The organism is Paenibacillus vietnamensis, from assembly GCF_020169515.1.
GTDB classification, from domain to species: domain Bacteria; phylum Bacillota; class Bacilli; order Paenibacillales; family Paenibacillaceae; genus Pristimantibacillus; species Pristimantibacillus vietnamensis.
In genome coordinates this window covers 115,616-131,756 of the sequence record NZ_JAHMHW010000004.1, presented here as the reverse complement: position 1 = coordinate 131,756, position 16,141 = coordinate 115,616, and the positions used below count along the sequence as shown (strand labels likewise).

Below are 16,141 nucleotides of genomic sequence, written 5' to 3'. Positions count from 1 at the left end.
CGTTTTGGCAGGACAAGATATGTCTGGCCGGCGCAAACGTCCGGCAGACGCACGCGAATAGAAAGGACGCGTTTACGCCCTATTCCGGGTAGGGTATAATGTTTTGTAATAGGCTTTTGTACGAGGTATAATGGAGGGGATCAAGCTTGGACTTTTTAGATTTTTCTACTTATGATCTGGATACCTGGACCGCCTTTTTCAAAGAGCATTGGCTGGTGCTGGTCGTTGCTCTCATCGTGCTGTTTCTCATCGTCAGGATCGTGAAAACCGTTATCAAATGGGCGATCGTCGCGGCTATCGTACTTGGCCTGGTCGTGTACAGCGGCTACAGCATGGACGACCTGAAGGAAATCGGCTCCAAGGTAGCGGACACGGTCAGGCAGGAAGCCGTGAACGCGATGGTGGGAGAAGCGAAGGAGGCTGATTTCGTGAACAATGAAGACGGCACTTTTACTGTAAAAACTAAAAACATAGAGCTCACCGGCGAACCGGGCGCAAACGAAGTTTCGGTTTCCTTCCGGGGGGCGCCGCTTGGCAAGTGGGAGCTGGACAGCACGATACAAGCCCTGATTGACCAAGCGAAGCAGAACGGGTAAACGCGTATGGACAACTGGATTGAATTATTCCGGAAGCCCGAGCCTATTGCGTTAATCGTCGCGTTTCTGCTGCTAGGCTCGCTTGTGCAAGGAATGATGAGAGGCGCATCGGGGTCTGCGAGGCGCCTTTTCTTTTTTGTATGGGAAGCCGTCGCCGTCGTCGTATGCCTCGTGCTGGCCGGCCAAGCGGCCAAGGCATTGTCGCCGGTTGTCTCGGACTGGCTTAGAAGCCGCGTGGCTGTGCCGATGCGCGAGCTAAACGCCGCGGAGCAGGCCTGGTATACGTTTCTGACCAGCATGCGCGATTTCGCGCTGCTCCGTTACGGCGTGCTGTTTCTGCTCGGCTATTTGCTGCTGCGTTCCCTGGCTGCGATGGCGGAGCCGCTGCTTGCGAGGCTGCTCGAAGTGCTGCTGCGCTCCGGAAAACCGGAGCCCGTGCAAGGGCTGCCGGGCAGGAGAAGCGCAAGCCGCGCCGTCGGCGCGCTGATCGGCGCGGCGCACGGGGCGGGACGCGCACTCGTGTTCGTTGCGCTGCTGTTCGTATACGTATCGCTTGTGCCTTCGGGCTGGTACACGGACAAAATAACCGACTCGCCGCTCTACGCGGAAGCGGCCGATTGGCTGGAGCCCGTTGCCGGCGGCGTGCTGGAGGGGCAGGGACCGGTGCTGGCGGAGGCGGTCCAGTCGCAGTTCCAGCAGATTTTGCAGCGGAAGTACGAGATGATCGATTACAACATTCCCGCGGAAATCGAGCAGGCCGCCCTCTATGTCACGAAGGATGCTTCCACCAAGGAGGAGAAAGCGCGCCGGCTATACGACTGGCTAGGAACGAGGATCGCATACGACTGGGACAAAGCTAACAATTACGTGCAAAACGGCGTGTGGAAGGAACAGACTCCGCCGGAGACATTCGATACGCGCAAGGGCGTATGTATAGATATAGCCCGGCTGTACGCCGTAATGGCAAGAGCCGCCGGGCTGGAGGTCAAGGTGGTGACCGGCATGGGAGCCGACGGGCGCGGCGGGTACGGCCCGCACGCCTGGAACGAAGTGCAGATAGGGAATGGTGACGGGGGCTGGATCCCGCTCGATGCGACCTGGGCATCCTCGGGCGACTGGTTTAACCCGCCGCGATTCGAGGAAACGCATATTCGCGAGGCTTGACGGTGCCGCGTTAAGCCGGCGTGCAGATTTAAATTCATGGGGTGATTTTTCATGCAGGACGATCCGCAGAAGCGGGAGATGATAAACCGGCGCCATTTTTCATTCCGGTTAAATTTGTTTTTTTTCGTAACGTTCGCTTTGTTCAGCATCCTGATCGTCAGGCTTGCCATTTTGCAGTTTGTGGAGGGGCCTACGTTAAGCGCGGAGGGGATCGGCAAAAGCACGAGAAGCGTCAAGCTGCCGCCGATCCGGGGCAATATTTACGATTCCGAGGGCTATCCGATCGCATATTCTACGTCCACGCAGTCTCTCTATTACAGCATCCAGCCCGAGCTGAAGCTCGCGGACGCCAAGGAAAACGCGAGGCAGATGGCGGTGAAGCTGGAGAAAATTTTCTCCGAGAAGGGCGATGAAGATCCTGAAAAGGCGATGACCGTGGACGATATCATCCGCCAAATGGATTTGGATTTCCGCAGAAACAACATTTCGACGCCGCGCCGCATCAAGTCCGGTCTGACGAAAGCGGAGATCGCCTATTTCATGGAGAACCGGTCCGACTTCAAGGGCGTCGACATTATGGAGGAGAGCGTCCGCAACTACGATAAGGATTCGATCGCTGTGCAGCTGGTCGGCTATTTGAAAAAATACAAGGGCGTTCGCGAGGATGTCGATTTCTATAAGGAAAAAACCGAAGAAACCGATCCGCAGCTGCAATATCTGGAGGAGGAGGACGTCGGGCTCGACGGGCTGGAGCGGATGTACCAGGACGTGCTCCGCGGCAAAAACGGCTTGAAGACGTATCCGGTCAACAATGCGGAGCGGATTATCGGCCCGATGCAAATTACGAATCCGGAGAAGGGCGCAGACCTTTACCTTACAATCAACAAGAACGTGCAGCTTAAGACTGAAACGGCAATTATGGATCATTTGAAAAAGATTACTACTTCCACGAACCGTTACGAGCGGGCCGAATATGCGAAAACCGGCTTCGCGGTTGCGATGGAGGTCGATACGGGCAAGGTTGTCGCCATGGCCAGCATGCCGGATTACGATCCGAACATCTGGGCGGGCGGAAGGATCAGCCCGGAGGATTATGAGAACTTCCAGAACGTACTGGCCAACGGGACGATCAGCACCGTATACGGCAAATACGAAACCGCCGACGAGCGGAGCAAGCATCCTTCCTCCATCGTGCCTCCCGGCTCGACGATGAAGCCGTTGTCGGTACTGATCGGCTTGAACGAGGGCCTGTTTTCGACGTCTACGATCTATCGGGATACGGGCGTGTTCTCCTTCGGTAAAAAAGGCTACGAGCGCTATATCCGCAACTCGCAAAACCACGTATACGGCAGCCTTGACGGCGCCGGCGCCATCCGCGATTCATCTAACCCCTTCATGGCGGCGATGATCGGGAACGCGCTGTATATGCGCGGCAGTGTCAACGGCAAGAGCAGCGTCGAAATATGGGACGATTACATGAAGCAGTTCGGCCTCGGCGTGCTGACGGAAAGCGGCCTGCCGGGAGAATCGAAGGGCGTCATCGAGTACTTCAGCGAGGCCGAGCGCGGAAGCGCCCAGTCCGCCTTAATATTCGCCTCCTTCGGCCAGCAGGGCCGTTATACGACGCTTCAGCTGGCTCAATACGCGGCGATGCTGGCCAATCGCGGCACGCGGCTCAAGCCGCAGTTCGTGAACGAAATCAAGGATTCCGACGGCAACCTGATCCAGGGCTTTAAGCCGGAGGTATTGAATACCGTCGATATTCCCGACGCCTATTGGGAGGAAATCGAGACCGGCATGTCCCAGGTTAAATCGGAAGGCTTCGAGGACTTCGCATACAGCTACCGCCGGAAGACAGGTACATCCGAGCAGGACGTTGCGGCGCGGCGCGCCGAGAACGCGGTGTTTATCGCCTATGCTCCTGCAGAGAATCCGAAGCTTGCCGTAGCGGTCGTCGTGCCGGACGGCGGCTTCGGCGGCTACGGCGCATCGCCGATCGCGCGTAAAATTTTTGACGCATACGATGAAGAAATCGGATTGACCGGCGTACCGAAGAAGAAAACGGTGGAAACGGCTTCGGACGCCGGAAGCACGCAAGAGGGAACCGGAGCGGCTGACGCCGCTGCCGGAGAGGAATAATTATCGGTCATCATACGAAGCGGTGAAGCAGGAAATTTGCTTCGCCGCTTTTTTATGCCGTTTAAGCTTGGGAACGGCGGTTTGCAGGGGAGCGGGAGCCCAATTAAAAATAAATGTTGCACTAGAGAAACATTTTTGTGTATTATTAAAAAAAAGGCACAAAGCAAAATAATGTTCGCGCGGCAAAATAAGATTCATACAGGCAAACGAGCGAGCATATAACAAAATAATCAACTGCGGGAGGTAACATCATGCGTAAGACAAGGAAAACGAATTCGGCGCTGCGCCGGTTCATTATGGCGATCGTATTTTTGACGGTCACGGTAATCGCAGCGACGGGCTGCGGGCAGACGGGCGGAAGCGGAGACGGAGGCAAGCTGAAGGTTACTACGACGACGGGCATGATTGCCGACGTCGCAAAGGAAATCGGCGGCGAGCACGTAGAGGTTACAGGATTGATGGGTGCTGGAATTGACCCCCATCTTTATAAAGCGTCGCAGGGTGACGTGAAGCTGCTGGACGAAGCGGACCTCATTTTTTATAACGGTCTTCATCTGGAAGGAAAAATGGGCGAGATGTTCGAGGCCCTTGAGAAGCGGAAGCCGACGGTTGCCGTATCGTCTTACTTGAAGGAAGAGCAGCTGCATGCCAATCCGGCTGCAGGGGCGGGTATGCACGATCCGCATATCTGGTTCAATGTGAAGCTGTGGATTTCGGCGGCGGAGGTCATCAGGGATACGCTGGCGGAGAAGGATGCCGCGAATGCGGACGATTACAAGGCGCGTGCAGCGGCTTACATCAAGAAGCTTGAGGAGCTGGACACTTACGCCAAGGAGCAGATCGCCCTTATTCCCGAAGACAGGCGGATCCTCGTTACTGCGCATGACGCCTTCGGTTATTTCGGCGAAGCGTACGGGTTAAAGGTCACGGGTCTGCAGGGAATGAATACGATGTCGGAATACGGCTCCAAGGATGTCAGCAAGCTTCGCGATTATTTGGTTCAAAATAAAATTAAAGCGGTATTTATAGAATCCAGCGTTCCGAAAAAATCGATCGAATCCGTCATCGAAGGAGCTGGTAAGCTGGGCCACGAGGTGACGATCGGAGGCGAGTTGTTCTCCGACGCGATGGGCAATCCGGGAACGGAAGAGGGAACTTATATCGGTATGGTACGGCACAACGTGGATACGATTGTGGCAGCCTTGAAATAACAGCATTGAAAGCGGGTGAAGGGTATGAAGCTTAATTCATCGGTTGCGGACACCGTCAGGATGGCGGCGCCGCCGTTGTCCGTTAAAGGACTTAGCGTGGCTTATCAGAAGAAGCCGGTGCTTAGAAACGTGTCTTTCAATGTAACGGAAGGGGAGCTGATCGGCGTTATCGGCCCGAACGGAGCCGGCAAATCGACGCTGATGAAGGCTGCGCTCGGCCTTATCCCGAGCATTGCGGGAGAGGTGCTTGTCTACGGAAAGCCTTATAAGCAGCAGCGCAAGCTTATCGGCTACGTTCCGCAGCGGGAATCGGTCGATTGGGATTTTCCGACGAATGCGCTGGATGTCGTGCTGATGGGCAGGTACGGCCACCTCGGCTGGTTCCGCCGTCCGGGCGCGAAGGAGAAGGCGTTGGCGATGGAATGCCTCGCCAAAGTCGGAATGGCCGATTTTGCTGGACGGCAGATCAGCCAGCTGTCCGGCGGCCAGCAGCAGCGGGTATTTCTTGCCCGCGCGCTGGCGCAGGACGCAAAGCTTTATTTCATGGATGAGCCGTTCGCCGGCGTCGATGCGGCGACGGAGAAAGCGATTATCACACTTCTTCAGGAGCTGAAGAAGCAGGGCAAAACCGTCATCGTCGTCCATCATGATCTGGCTACGGTGCAGGATTACTTTGATTCGGTTCTTCTCCTCAACGTAGAGCTGCAGGCTTACGGCCCGACGGCGGAGACGTTCACCCAGGAGCGGCTGCAGCAGACGTACGGCGGCAGGCTGGCGTTTCTCGACCGCAGCCATCAGCCGTCTTCTCCAGCCGGTAAGGAGGGATAAGCCGTGAATGACATTTGGTCGATGCTGTCCGATCCGAATATGCAGTGGATTTTTCTCGGATGCACGCTGCTTGGACTTAGCAGCGGCATTATCGGTTGTTTCTCTTATTTGAGGAAGCAAAGCCTGATGGGCGACACGCTTGCCCATGCGGCGCTTCCCGGCATCTGTATCGCATTTATGCTGACGGGCGTCAAGTCGATCGGTCTGTTTCTAATCGGCGCCGGCGCCGCAGGCCTGCTCGCCACGTTCGGGATCGGTTATATAACCCGTCATACGAAGCTTAAGCAGGATGCGGCGATGGGGATCGTCCTGTCCGGCTTTTTCGGACTCGGTATTGTCCTGTTGACGTTGATCCAGCATGGAGATTACGGGAATCAGGCCGGTCTCGACAAGTTTTTGTTCGGGCAGGCCGCATCGATGATCGCCTCGGACGTGGTAACGATGTCCATCGTCTGCGGGCTGTTAATCACCGTATGCACCCTGTTATTCAAGCAATTCAAGCTGATATCGTTCGATGCCGGCTTTGCGCGCGGCATCGGCTACCCCGTTGCTTTACTGGAGCAGCTGCTTATGCTGCTGGTCGTTGTGGCCGTTGTGGCGGGCATTCAGGCGGTCGGCGTCGTCCTCGTCGCTGCGCTGCTGATTACGCCGGCGGTCTCGGCGAGATACTGGACGGACAGACTTGGTTTGATGGTCGTGATCTCCGGCGTATTCGGAGCGTTAAGCGGTGCCGTCGGCACCCTGATGAGCGCATCGGTTTCCAATCTGCCGACAGGACCCGTGACGGTTCTGGCGGCAACATTGCTGTTCGGTGTGTCCGTGCTGTTCGGTCCGACGCGCGGATTAATCGCCAAACGGTTGTTGAGAAAACAGGTTAAGAAGAGCTTTACCCGGGAGAACGAACAGCTTGCCAAGAGCGGCGCCAATAACGGCGTGAAGAAGGAGGCGGCGTTATGAGCGAATTTTGGATATTGCTGACCGGCTCGCTCGTAGCGGGCTGCTGCGGCATTCTTGGCGTCTTCCTGGTTCTGCGCAAGATGGCGATGATCGGCGATGCGATCAGCCATTCGGTTATGCCGGGCATCGTAATCGCCTTTTTGCTCAGCGGATCCAGGGACTCCCTGCTGATGATGCTCGCCGCCCTTGCTTTCGGCTTGCTCACCACGTTTCTCATACAAATGTTCCAGCAGAGCGGCATTCAATCCGATGCTTCAATCGGCGTTGTGTTCACGGCCTTGTTCGCGATCGGCGTCGTGCTTGTCAGCTTATTCGCGAGACAGGTCCATCTGGACCAGGACGCCATTTTGTACGGCGAGATCGCTTATGTGCACTGGAATCTGTGGGAGCTCGGCGGCATCAGCATGGGGCCGAAGGCCGTATGGCTGCTGGGCTTTACGCTGATCGTCATCTCGGCCGTAATCGGCTTGTTCTACAAGCAGTTCAAGCTGTGTGCCTTTGATCCCGCCTTGGCAGCCGCGATCGGCATTCCGGTTGCCTTGTTCCATTATTTGCTGATGGGGCTCGTATCGATGGCTACCGTCAGCTCCTTCGAGAGCGTCGGGGCGATTCTCGTTGTCGGCATGCTGATCATTCCGGCCTCTACGGCGTATTTGCTGACCGAACGGCTGGGCGTCATGATCGGATTAAGCGTTGCGGCGGGCGTTGCGAGCACGTTTATCGGTTACGGAGCGGCTGTCTTACTTGACGCTTCCATCGCCGGCTGCATGGTATGCGCATCCGCCCTCCTGTTCGTTGCGGCGTTTCTGTTCTCGCCGACACAGGGCATTGTGGCGAAGAAGCTGAGGATGCGGCGGCTGGCATCATAGAACGGGACGACATTCTAAACTTCATACGCATGAACAATCGCCGGGAGGCTGCTCTCCGGCGTTTTTTTTCGGTTCGAATGCCTCCAGGGGCCGATCCGGGGGAGGGCACCTCTATCTTGCGTTTAGAATCCCGGCTAAATGTGCTAAAATAGATGATTAGTGAACGGAATCGTGTGAGGAGGCAGCAAGAAGTGGGTAATTATAAATTGATCGCACTGGATATGGATGGGACCTTGCTTAACGAGCGGACGGAAATCAGCGCGGAAAACGCAGAATGGATTCAAAAGGCGCTGGACGCTGGCATCACCGTCAGCTTTTCCACCGGCCGCGGCTTTCGCAGCGCTCTGCCCTTTGCCGAGCAGCTGAAACTGGAGACGCCAATGATTACGGTGAACGGAGGGGAAATTTGGCAAAGGCCGCATGTGCTGCACAAACGGACGCTGCTCAGTCCCGCTTACGTTCAAAGGCTGCATGAGCTTGCTCTAGTACATAGCGAAGTTTGGTTCTGGGCTTATACGACGGACGATATTTACAACAAAGAAAAATGGATCGATCCGGCCGGGGACTATGAAGGGCATCACTGGTTAAAATTCGGTTATTACACCGAGGACGACCGCGCAAGGGAAGCGATTCTGGCCGAGGTGAAAAGCTGGGAAGCGCTGGAGATTACGAATTCTTCCCCGTGGAATTTGGAACTGAACCCTTTCGGCGTATCGAAAGCGAGCGCCCTTCGGGAGCTTTGCGGAGTGCTTGGGATCGAGATGTCGCAGGTCGTCGCGGTCGGTGACAGTTTGAACGACATAGCGGCCATCCGCGAAGCGGGCCTCGGAGTAGCGATGGGGAATGCCCAGGAAGCGGTGAAAGAAGCGGCGGATTTCATCACGCTGACCAATGATGAGCACGGGGTGGCGGAGGTCATTAAACGGCATGTATTGAAAGGGTGAGATGTAAATGGACATTTTGGGCTGGATTATCATTGTGCTGCTGTTTGCGGTGGGCATGGCCGGAGCCGTCTATCCGATATTGCCCGGCGCGCTGGCGATTTACGCAGCCTTTTTCGTTTACGGCTTTTTCTTTACTTTCAGCGAGTTCGGCGTCATTTTCTGGATTTTACAGACGCTGATCGTGATCGTCCTGTTTGTGGCTGATTACGCGGTCAGCGCATGGGGAGTCAAGCGGTTCGGGGGCTCAAAGGCTTCGATTATCGGCAGCACGATCGGACTCATCATCGGGCCGTTCGTCATCCCGGGATTCGGCCTTATTATCGGACCGTTCGCCGGAGCGGTGATCGGGGAAATGATCGCGGGCTCGAACCTCGAGAAATCGATGAAGGTCGGCATCGGCTCCGTTGTCGGATTATTCACGAGCGTCGTAGTGAAAGTGATTCTTCAGCTGCTGATGATCGTGCTGTTTGTTCTATGGCTTGTTTTTTGACACGGGAACTGAATTATAGAATAGGAGACTTCTACGATACGCCATGCTAAAAAAAGACTCATTAATCAAAGGCACGCTCATTTTGGCTGCCGCCGCCCTTACAGCCCGGTTTCTCGGGCTGTTTCAGCGAATTCCGCTTGACTACATGCTCGGGCCCGACGGCCAGGCCGCATTTAACGCGGCCAATCAATTGTATTTGCTGCTGCTTACCGTCGCCACTGGCGGCATCCCGGTTACGATCAGCAAAATGATTTCACAGCGCTATGCGCTCGGCAGGCCGGATGAGGCGAAGCGGATTTATAAGGCGGCTCTGCTGTTCGGTGCGGTTACCGGCGTTATTTTGGCCACGGCCATGTTCGTGACGGCGCCTGCATATGCGAAAATTTCAAAAGTGCCTTACGCGGCCCTGTCACTGCAGGCCATCGCTCCCGCTCTGCTGCTGTTCCCCGTTATTGCGATGACGCGGGGTTATTTTCAAGGCAGACAGATTATGTCGGCGGGCGGCATTTCCCAAATCGTCGAACAAATATTGCGGATTATCGGCGGCATCGGATTGGCGCTCATCATACTCGGTCTCGGCTACGGCGACGATTGGGGCGCTGCGGCGATCGCCTTCGGCAGCGTGTTCGGCAGCTTGGGCGCGTTTGGGGTCATGCTCTGGTTCGCAAGAAAGCTGAAGAAGCAGGATGCCTCAGAGCAGCCGAAAGCAGAGGTTCGGAATAGCGGAAGCGCGGCCGCTGCGAAGCTGCCTTTCCGCACGATTTACCGTGAAATATTCACCATGTCCATTCCTGCCGTCGTGACGGCTATGACGGTGCAGTTTGTGTATTTCTTCGACTTGTCTTTATTTATGCGTCTTACTGCGTCCCTGTACACCGAGGAATCGGCCGCCGTCATCCTGGCCAACTACTCGACGAAAGCGATGGCATTGGCCGGCATCCCGCCGATATTGGCCATTGCGCTCGGCGCCTCGATCATCCCGGTCATTTCGTCGGCTTATTCGCTGAACAATATGGACGAGGTACAGCGGCAATCGTCGCTCGTCATGCGGATCGTCTGCTTTACGGGCGTGCCCGTGGCGCTGCTGCTGACAGTCGCAGCCCACTCGGTTACCGGCCTGCTCTTCAGCAGCCCTAGCGGCAGCGGAGCGGTCGCTCTTCTTACCGCGGGGACGATTTTTCAGATTACGATGATGACGACGAACTCTGTGCTTTACGGTCTTGATAAGCCGCGCCTGCCGATGATGCACACCTTTGCAGGCTTCGCTATGAAGGTTGTTCTCAGCCTTGCACTGGCGCCTTGGATAGGCGTTTACGGCCTGATTCTCAGCTCCTCGGTCTGCTTCATCGCCATAACCCTGCTGAACATGAGAACGATCAACAAAGAAGTGAAGCTGAACGTGCTCGGCCGCCGATGGGTTCCGTATATGCTTGCGATTGCGATTCCGGCCGCTGCCGGCTGGGTGACGGAAACCGCCGTGCTCGCGTTGACGGAAGGCTGGCAGGCCAAGCTGTCGTACCTTGCCGCAGGGGGAGCGGCAGCCGTCGTCGTGGGAGGGCTGTACCTGGTGCTGCTCGCGGCGCTGCGGGTCGTGACGCCGGAGGATATCCGGTCATTCCCGGGTCCGGTGCGCAAGCTGCTTATGCTGATCTTAAAGCCATTTTTCAAAAAATCGGTCTAAAAACAAAGGCGCCCTTCCGGTTGAAGGGCGCCTTATTCGACAAAAGAAGTGCTTTCCATACATTTACAATTGATAGAGTCTCTTGTACAATTTAATAGAGTTTGAGAGGCTGTTGACTTATAGATAATGAATGTGGGGAGAGGTCGGATTTAATGGGGAAATTGGGGAAACGCAGCAGGCTGCTGGCGCTGCTGCTGGCATTAGCGCTGGTGTTCGTTGCCGGCTGCCAGGCGGTAGCGGGCGTGGATTTTAATGCGGTGCTTAAAAAGGCGCTGAAGGTAACGTCAAGCGAAGGGAATCAGACGCTGGAGCTGAAGCTGCTGCTGGACGAAGAAGCGCTTGCGGAAATGCCGGAGGAGGATCAGGAGCTTATTAAGCTGTTTACCAGCATAAAGCTGAAGCTTGATCAAGTGAAGCTGCAGGACGAGGAGCATATGTCCATGAACGGCAGCCTGCAGCTCGGTGACGAGATCGGCATCGGCTTCTCCTTACAAATGTCGGATACGCTTGCCGTGCTGGAGCTTGAAGGGGCGAAGCAGCCGTTCGTGCTGGATCTGACAAGCGAAAGCCTGCTTGGCGCGGCGGCCGGCATAAATACGGAAGAAGCGGACGGGCTTGACGACGAGTCTTTGACTGCGCTCGGCCACGAAGCGCTCGACACGATCGGCGCGTACGTCATCGACAATTTGCCGAATCCGGAACGGATTCAGGTGAAGCCGGCGGTCGAACCGGTCAACGGCTCCGCGACATCGCTTATGCATGTCCATGCCTATTTGAACGGGCCGGAAATTTGGGCGCTGGTGAAAAAGTATGTGGACGCGCTTGTTGCGGACCGTGAGGGCTTCGAGAGCATGATCGAAGGGGTCTTCGACATCCTGCAGCGCAATCCGGATGTGTGGGAGGCGATTGGCTCCGTGAATCCGTTCGAGGAAGGCGGCCTGGACGCACCTACACCGGAGGAGCTGAAGGAGCAGGCGGCGGAAGAGCTGTTCGTCATGCTTGAGGACTTGCAGGCGGAGCTGGCCCGCATGGACGATGAAGATCAAGAAGTGATCGAGGAGATGTTCAGCAAGGATCTTGTTATCAAAGCGGATATGTACGTGGACAGCAAGCTGGATATCCGCAAGCAGCTGTATGAGCTGACTTATGTGCCGAGTGAAGAGGAGACGGATCAGGCAGCTGAAGAGAATGTTGGCAATGAAGCGGATCCTGATGTTGAATATTTCGATGAACAGTTTGGATACGGTTTTGCATATGGAATAGGAGCGATGCCATTCAAAGGCATAACGATCAAGCTGGAGAGCGAAGCCTGGAACGTGAACGGTGCCGTAGTTGCAGACGCACCTGCAGAAACCGACGATGCGTTTAGCGCCGAAGCGCTGTTCGAGATGCAGGGGTACCAGTTCCTGAAGCATTTCGACGAAAGCTCCGACATCTACGATCTGCTGAAAAACAAGTTCCATATCGCTAATCAGACCGTCACCTGGTATCCGTATGATGAATATAATCCGGCCATTTTGACAGCGGCGGGCATTACGATTATACCGCTGCGCGATACGGCGGACAGCCTGGGAGCATCGATCGAATACAACGCCAAATCGAAAGGCATCAAGCTGTACGACGAAGCGACGGATACGACCGTTTCCGTTAAGATCGGCAGCGACAAAGCGGTCGTGAACGGAAAGACGGAAACGTGGTCCTTCCCGGTTACACTGGTCGACGGCGTCTCCTATGTGCCGGCGCGCGATTTGGCCCGTGTATTGAGGGCAAAGATTAGCTGGAGCGAATTTTACGACGATGAGAAAATATTTACGCTTGAAAGGGAATTATAAGCTAAGAATTTCTGCAGGCTTGGCTGCTATCATGTAATTAGTAGAGGTGCGTAATGAATAAACTAACAACAGAAGCCGAATTTCGCGGAGCGGTTGCCCGTGATGAGCTGACAATTGCGGTGTTTAAAACAACGTGGTGCAAGGATTGCCATTTTATCGATCCGTTTATGCCTGATTTGGAAAGGTCTTATGAAGGGCGGGCCTCATTCGTGGAGCTTGACCGCGACGATTTGCCGGATCTGTGCTCCGAGCTGAACATACTCGGAATTCCGAGCTTTATCGCCTTTCGGAACGGCCGGGAGCTCGTCCGCTTCGTAAGCAAGCTCCGCAAGACGCGCGAGGAGATTGAGCAATTTACCGATCGTGCGATTCAGGTAAGCGACGCATTAAGCCATAAGTAATGGATAGTCCGCGTTTGGGGGCAAGCCTTCCCAAGCGCGGGCTTTCGTTTTGTAACGGAACAGGCAGGGAAGTGTCACATTTTCAACATGGCTTTTGCCTTTTTTTATGGCTATAATTGTACTGTCGCTAGGCGAAAGGTACTACACAATCTCTTTTGGAACTGGGTGATTTCATGAAGGTAACCGGGCGTTTTCGCATGCTGGCAATCGCTGCGTGCATCGGAATGCTTCTCGTACTGCTCGGCGGGGCGCTGGTCACGAATACGGGCTCCGGCCGCGGCTGCGGCGATGATTGGCCGTTATGCCACGGTAAATTTATTCCTGCGTATACGATTGAATCGATGATTGAATATTCGCACCGTCTGGTCAGCGGGGTCGTAGGTATACTCGTCTTGGCCGCTTTTATCGGGATGCTGCTGAAATATAGAAAAGACAGCACAGCCTTTAAAGAACCTCTATTTTATGCGGGAGGGGCTTTATCGTTTACAATCATACAAGCGCTTATGGGCGCAGCTGCGGTGAAGTGGCCTCAATCGCCGGCCGTCATGGCCATTCATTTCGGCATTTCGTTAATCGCGTTCGCATCGACCTTGCTTCTTGTGATCTGGACCTTCCGCGCGAAGCGGGGCACCCCAGCCTCGTTTACGGTGCCAAGCTCGATCTTTCCCCGGGTGCTTGCGGTATCGATTTATACTTACGTCGTCGTTTATTTAGGCGCCTTTATCCGGCATACCGAGTCCGGTGGAGGCTGTCTCGGATGGCCTTTGTGCAACGGAGAAATCGTGCCGGAAATCAGCGGAGCTACCGGAGCTGTGTTCGTACACAGGGTTGCCGCTTTCATCTTGGCGCTCAGCATTGCGGGATTATACGTTCATATCCGCAAAACAAGCCATGGCGACGCCGGATTGGCGAAGCCGGCTGCGTGGGTTCTCGGTCTTGTCGTAACTCAAATTTTCAGCGGAGCTCTGCTCACTTTTACGATTACGAATTCGGATTTGTTTTTATTTACGAATTTATTGCATAATCTAATCGTTACCGGTTTATTCGGACTATTAATGGACATTTTAATTCGCTCATGGCGGTTTAGGGAAGGGCGTGGCAGGTAGTGGGCTTTACTAATTTACGGGACTTTTTGGACGTTCTGAAGCGCGAAAACGATCTTGCGATCATCGATACGCAGGTGGATCCGAATTTGGAGGTCGCGGAAATCCACCGGCGCGTCATCGATGCGGGAGGTCCGGCTTTGCTGTTCACGAACGTGCTTGGCAGCCCGTTCCCGATTGTTACGAACCTGTTCGGCACGAGCCGCAGGGTTGATCTCGCCTTCGGTCCCCGGCCGGAAGCGTTAATGAAGCAAATTGTCGGCGCGATGGACCGTGTGCTCCCTCCGACACCGAAAGCGATATGGGGCGAGAAAAATTTGATTTGGGACATGCTGAAGGTTGGCCTGAAGGAAGTAACCGCCGGCAATGCTCCGATTCTGCAGGCCTGCAAACGGGAAAATCCGCTTGCGGGTTTGCCTGCGATTACGAGCTGGCAGGAGGACGGCGGCCCGTTTATTACGCTCCCGCTGGTGTATACGGAGCATCCGGAGCACCGCAAGCAGCATAATCTCGGGATGTATAGAATGCAGATTTTCGACGACTCGACGACAGGCATGCACTGGCAAATACATAAGGGCGGCGGCTTTCACTACCATGAAGCAGAGAAGCTGAACCAAGCGCTGCCGGTATCCGTCTTTCTGGGCGGACCTCCGGCTCTGATCGCTTCCGCGATTGCGCCTGTGCCGGAGCATTTGCCGGAGCTGCTGCTCGCATCGCTCATTATCGGCGGCAAGCTGCCGGTCGTTAAAGACCCGAACGGCACGCACCGCATTCCATCCGAAGCCGAATTCGTCATCAGCGGGCTTGTGCCGCCGCATATCAGGCGGCCGGAGGGGCCTTTCGGGGACCATTACGGCTATTATTCCTTAACGCACGATTTCCCGGTGTTCAACGTGAGCCACATGTGGCACCGAAAAGATGCGATTTATCCGGCGACCGTAGTCGGCAAGCCGCGCCAAGAGGATTATTACTTGGGTGAATTTTTGCAGAAGCTTCTTTCGCCGGCGTTTCCGATGGCGATGCCCGGCGTCAAGGATTTGTGGACTTACGCGGAGACCGGCTTCCATGCGCTTGCCGCAGCGGTTGTTAGGGAAAGCTATTCAAGGGAAGCGCTGACATCCGCTTTCCGCATTCTAGGAGAAGGACAGCTTACGCTGACCAAGTTTCTGATCGTTACGAATCAAGCGGTTCGGCTGGACAACTTCTCCAGCCTGCTCGAGACGGTGCTGGAGCGCTTTAAGCCTGAATCCGACCTGTTTGTCTTTGATCAGACCTCACACGATACGCTCGATTACACGGGCGGCAAGCTGAATCACGGCAGCAAGGCGATTATGCTCGGCGTAGGAGACCCTGTGCGTGAGCTTCCCGGTACTTACAATGAAGGCCCGATCGATGAAATTACGGATGCAAGGCCGTACTGCCGCGGCTGCCTAGTCGTCTCCGGCGCCTCTTATGAGGCGGAGCCCAAGCTTGCCGAGCGGCTTCTGGACCGGCTTGCGGACAAAGGCACCGACTGGCCGCTTGTCATTTTGGCGGACGACGCGGCTGTCGCGGACGCGCAAACGCCATTTTTATGGACGGTTTTCACCCGCTTTAACCCGGCGGACGATATATATGCCAAATCGGACGTTCGCCGCCACCATTTCGGCTACAAGCTGCCGATTGTCATCGACGCGCGCATGAAGCCGGGTTATCCGGACGAGCTGTTCCCGCGCGAGGACATTGTTGAACTTGTGGATCGCAGGTGGACGGAGTACAAGCTATAGAAGCGAGAAGCGGAGCGGGCCATTTGAATCTGGAAAAGCGAAGCGGTCGCTTTTGAAGCCCCATTCTTCACCTATTAAGGTCCAAGAAAATCAGAAGAATGGGGTTTCAAGGCGATTGGAAGATCAAATGGCACGCGCAGCGGACTATCGCTATGATGTC

The 16,141-nt window shown here is 55.3% G+C and carries 14 protein-coding genes; all 14 read left to right on the top strand.

The window, feature by feature from the left end; all coding sequences use genetic code 11:
* Positions 1–146 precede the first annotated feature (146 nt).
* Positions 147–596 (top strand): hypothetical protein, encoded by a 450-nt coding sequence (locus KP806_RS10975; RefSeq protein WP_224723641.1) that lies wholly within the window; start codon positions 147–149, stop codon positions 594–596.
* Positions 597–602: 6 nt separating this feature from the next.
* On the top strand, positions 603–1,760 hold the full coding sequence (locus KP806_RS10970; protein ID WP_224723640.1) for a transglutaminase domain-containing protein: 1,158 nt from the start codon (positions 603–605) through the stop codon (positions 1,758–1,760).
* A gap of 51 nt (positions 1,761–1,811) precedes the next feature.
* Entirely contained in the window at positions 1,812–3,899 is a 2,088-nt protein-coding gene (locus tag KP806_RS10965) for a peptidoglycan D,D-transpeptidase FtsI family protein (protein WP_224723639.1), read from the top strand.
* A 251-nt stretch (positions 3,900–4,150) separates the two neighbouring features.
* Positions 4,151–5,110 carry a metal ABC transporter solute-binding protein, Zn/Mn family gene (locus KP806_RS10960; protein ID WP_224723638.1) on the top strand — a complete coding sequence of 320 codons (960 nt, stop codon included), beginning with the start codon at positions 4,151–4,153 and terminating at the stop codon, positions 5,108–5,110.
* A gap of 60 nt (positions 5,111–5,170) precedes the next feature.
* A complete protein-coding gene (locus tag KP806_RS10955) occupies positions 5,171–5,938 on the top strand; it encodes a metal ABC transporter ATP-binding protein (RefSeq protein WP_224724018.1) in 768 nt (255 codons plus the stop codon).
* A 21-nt stretch (positions 5,939–5,959) separates the two neighbouring features.
* Complete coding sequence (locus KP806_RS10950) at positions 5,960–6,895, top strand: metal ABC transporter permease (RefSeq protein ID WP_224724017.1); 936 nt, start codon at positions 5,960–5,962, stop codon at positions 6,893–6,895.
* Entirely contained in the window at positions 6,892–7,764 is an 873-nt protein-coding gene (locus KP806_RS10945; protein WP_224723637.1) for a metal ABC transporter permease, read from the top strand. The genes KP806_RS10950 and KP806_RS10945 overlap by 4 nt, the downstream gene beginning before the upstream one ends.
* 191 nt (positions 7,765–7,955) lie before the next feature.
* Positions 7,956–8,708 (top strand): Cof-type HAD-IIB family hydrolase, encoded by a 753-nt coding sequence (locus KP806_RS10940; RefSeq protein WP_224723636.1) that lies wholly within the window; start codon positions 7,956–7,958, stop codon positions 8,706–8,708.
* Between the two features lie 7 nt (positions 8,709–8,715).
* The gene (locus KP806_RS10935) at positions 8,716–9,198 is read left to right on the top strand and encodes a DUF456 domain-containing protein (RefSeq protein WP_224723635.1); all 483 of its coding nucleotides are present in this window, start codon (positions 8,716–8,718) and stop codon (positions 9,196–9,198) included.
* A gap of 43 nt (positions 9,199–9,241) precedes the next feature.
* Positions 9,242–10,879: a putative polysaccharide biosynthesis protein gene (locus KP806_RS10930; protein ID WP_224723634.1), complete on the top strand. Its 1,638-nt coding sequence runs from the start codon at positions 9,242–9,244 to the stop codon at positions 10,877–10,879.
* Between the two features lie 152 nt (positions 10,880–11,031).
* The gene (locus tag KP806_RS10925) at positions 11,032–12,711 is read left to right on the top strand and encodes a copper amine oxidase N-terminal domain-containing protein (RefSeq protein WP_224723633.1); all 1,680 of its coding nucleotides are present in this window, start codon (positions 11,032–11,034) and stop codon (positions 12,709–12,711) included.
* A gap of 53 nt (positions 12,712–12,764) precedes the next feature.
* On the top strand, positions 12,765–13,112 hold the full coding sequence (locus tag KP806_RS10920) for a thioredoxin family protein (protein WP_224723632.1): 348 nt from the start codon (positions 12,765–12,767) through the stop codon (positions 13,110–13,112).
* Positions 13,113–13,309: 197 nt separating this feature from the next.
* Positions 13,310–14,218, top strand: coding sequence for a COX15/CtaA family protein (locus tag KP806_RS10915; protein ID WP_224723631.1), 909 nt, complete (start codon positions 13,310–13,312; stop codon positions 14,216–14,218).
* Positions 14,218–15,981: a UbiD family decarboxylase gene (locus KP806_RS10910; RefSeq protein WP_224723630.1), complete on the top strand. Its 1,764-nt coding sequence runs from the start codon at positions 14,218–14,220 to the stop codon at positions 15,979–15,981. Before KP806_RS10915 ends, KP806_RS10910 begins: the two co-directional genes overlap by 1 nt.
* Positions 15,982–16,141 lie beyond the last annotated feature (160 nt).

Bases quoted from the DNA above. Each gene is read 5' to 3' on its own strand.
- KP806_RS10970 (WP_224723640.1), top strand. From the start codon at position 603: ATGGACAACTGGATTGAATTATTCCGGAAGCCCGAGCCTATTGCGTTA.
- KP806_RS10965 (WP_224723639.1), top strand. From the start codon at position 1,812: ATGCAGGACGATCCGCAGAAGCGGGAGATGATAAACCGGCGCCATTTT.
- KP806_RS10960 (WP_224723638.1), top strand. From the start codon at position 4,151: ATGCGTAAGACAAGGAAAACGAATTCGGCGCTGCGCCGGTTCATTATG.
- KP806_RS10955 (WP_224724018.1), top strand. From the start codon at position 5,171: ATGGCGGCGCCGCCGTTGTCCGTTAAAGGACTTAGCGTGGCTTATCAG.
- KP806_RS10950 (WP_224724017.1), top strand. From the start codon at position 5,960: ATGCTGTCCGATCCGAATATGCAGTGGATTTTTCTCGGATGCACGCTG.
- KP806_RS10945 (WP_224723637.1), top strand. From the start codon at position 6,892: ATGAGCGAATTTTGGATATTGCTGACCGGCTCGCTCGTAGCGGGCTGC.
- KP806_RS10935 (WP_224723635.1), top strand. From the start codon at position 8,716: ATGGACATTTTGGGCTGGATTATCATTGTGCTGCTGTTTGCGGTGGGC.
- KP806_RS10930 (WP_224723634.1), top strand. From the start codon at position 9,242: ATGCTAAAAAAAGACTCATTAATCAAAGGCACGCTCATTTTGGCTGCC.
- KP806_RS10925 (WP_224723633.1), top strand. From the start codon at position 11,032: ATGGGGAAATTGGGGAAACGCAGCAGGCTGCTGGCGCTGCTGCTGGCA.
- KP806_RS10920 (WP_224723632.1), top strand. From the start codon at position 12,765: ATGAATAAACTAACAACAGAAGCCGAATTTCGCGGAGCGGTTGCCCGT.
- KP806_RS10915 (WP_224723631.1), top strand. From the start codon at position 13,310: ATGCTGGCAATCGCTGCGTGCATCGGAATGCTTCTCGTACTGCTCGGC.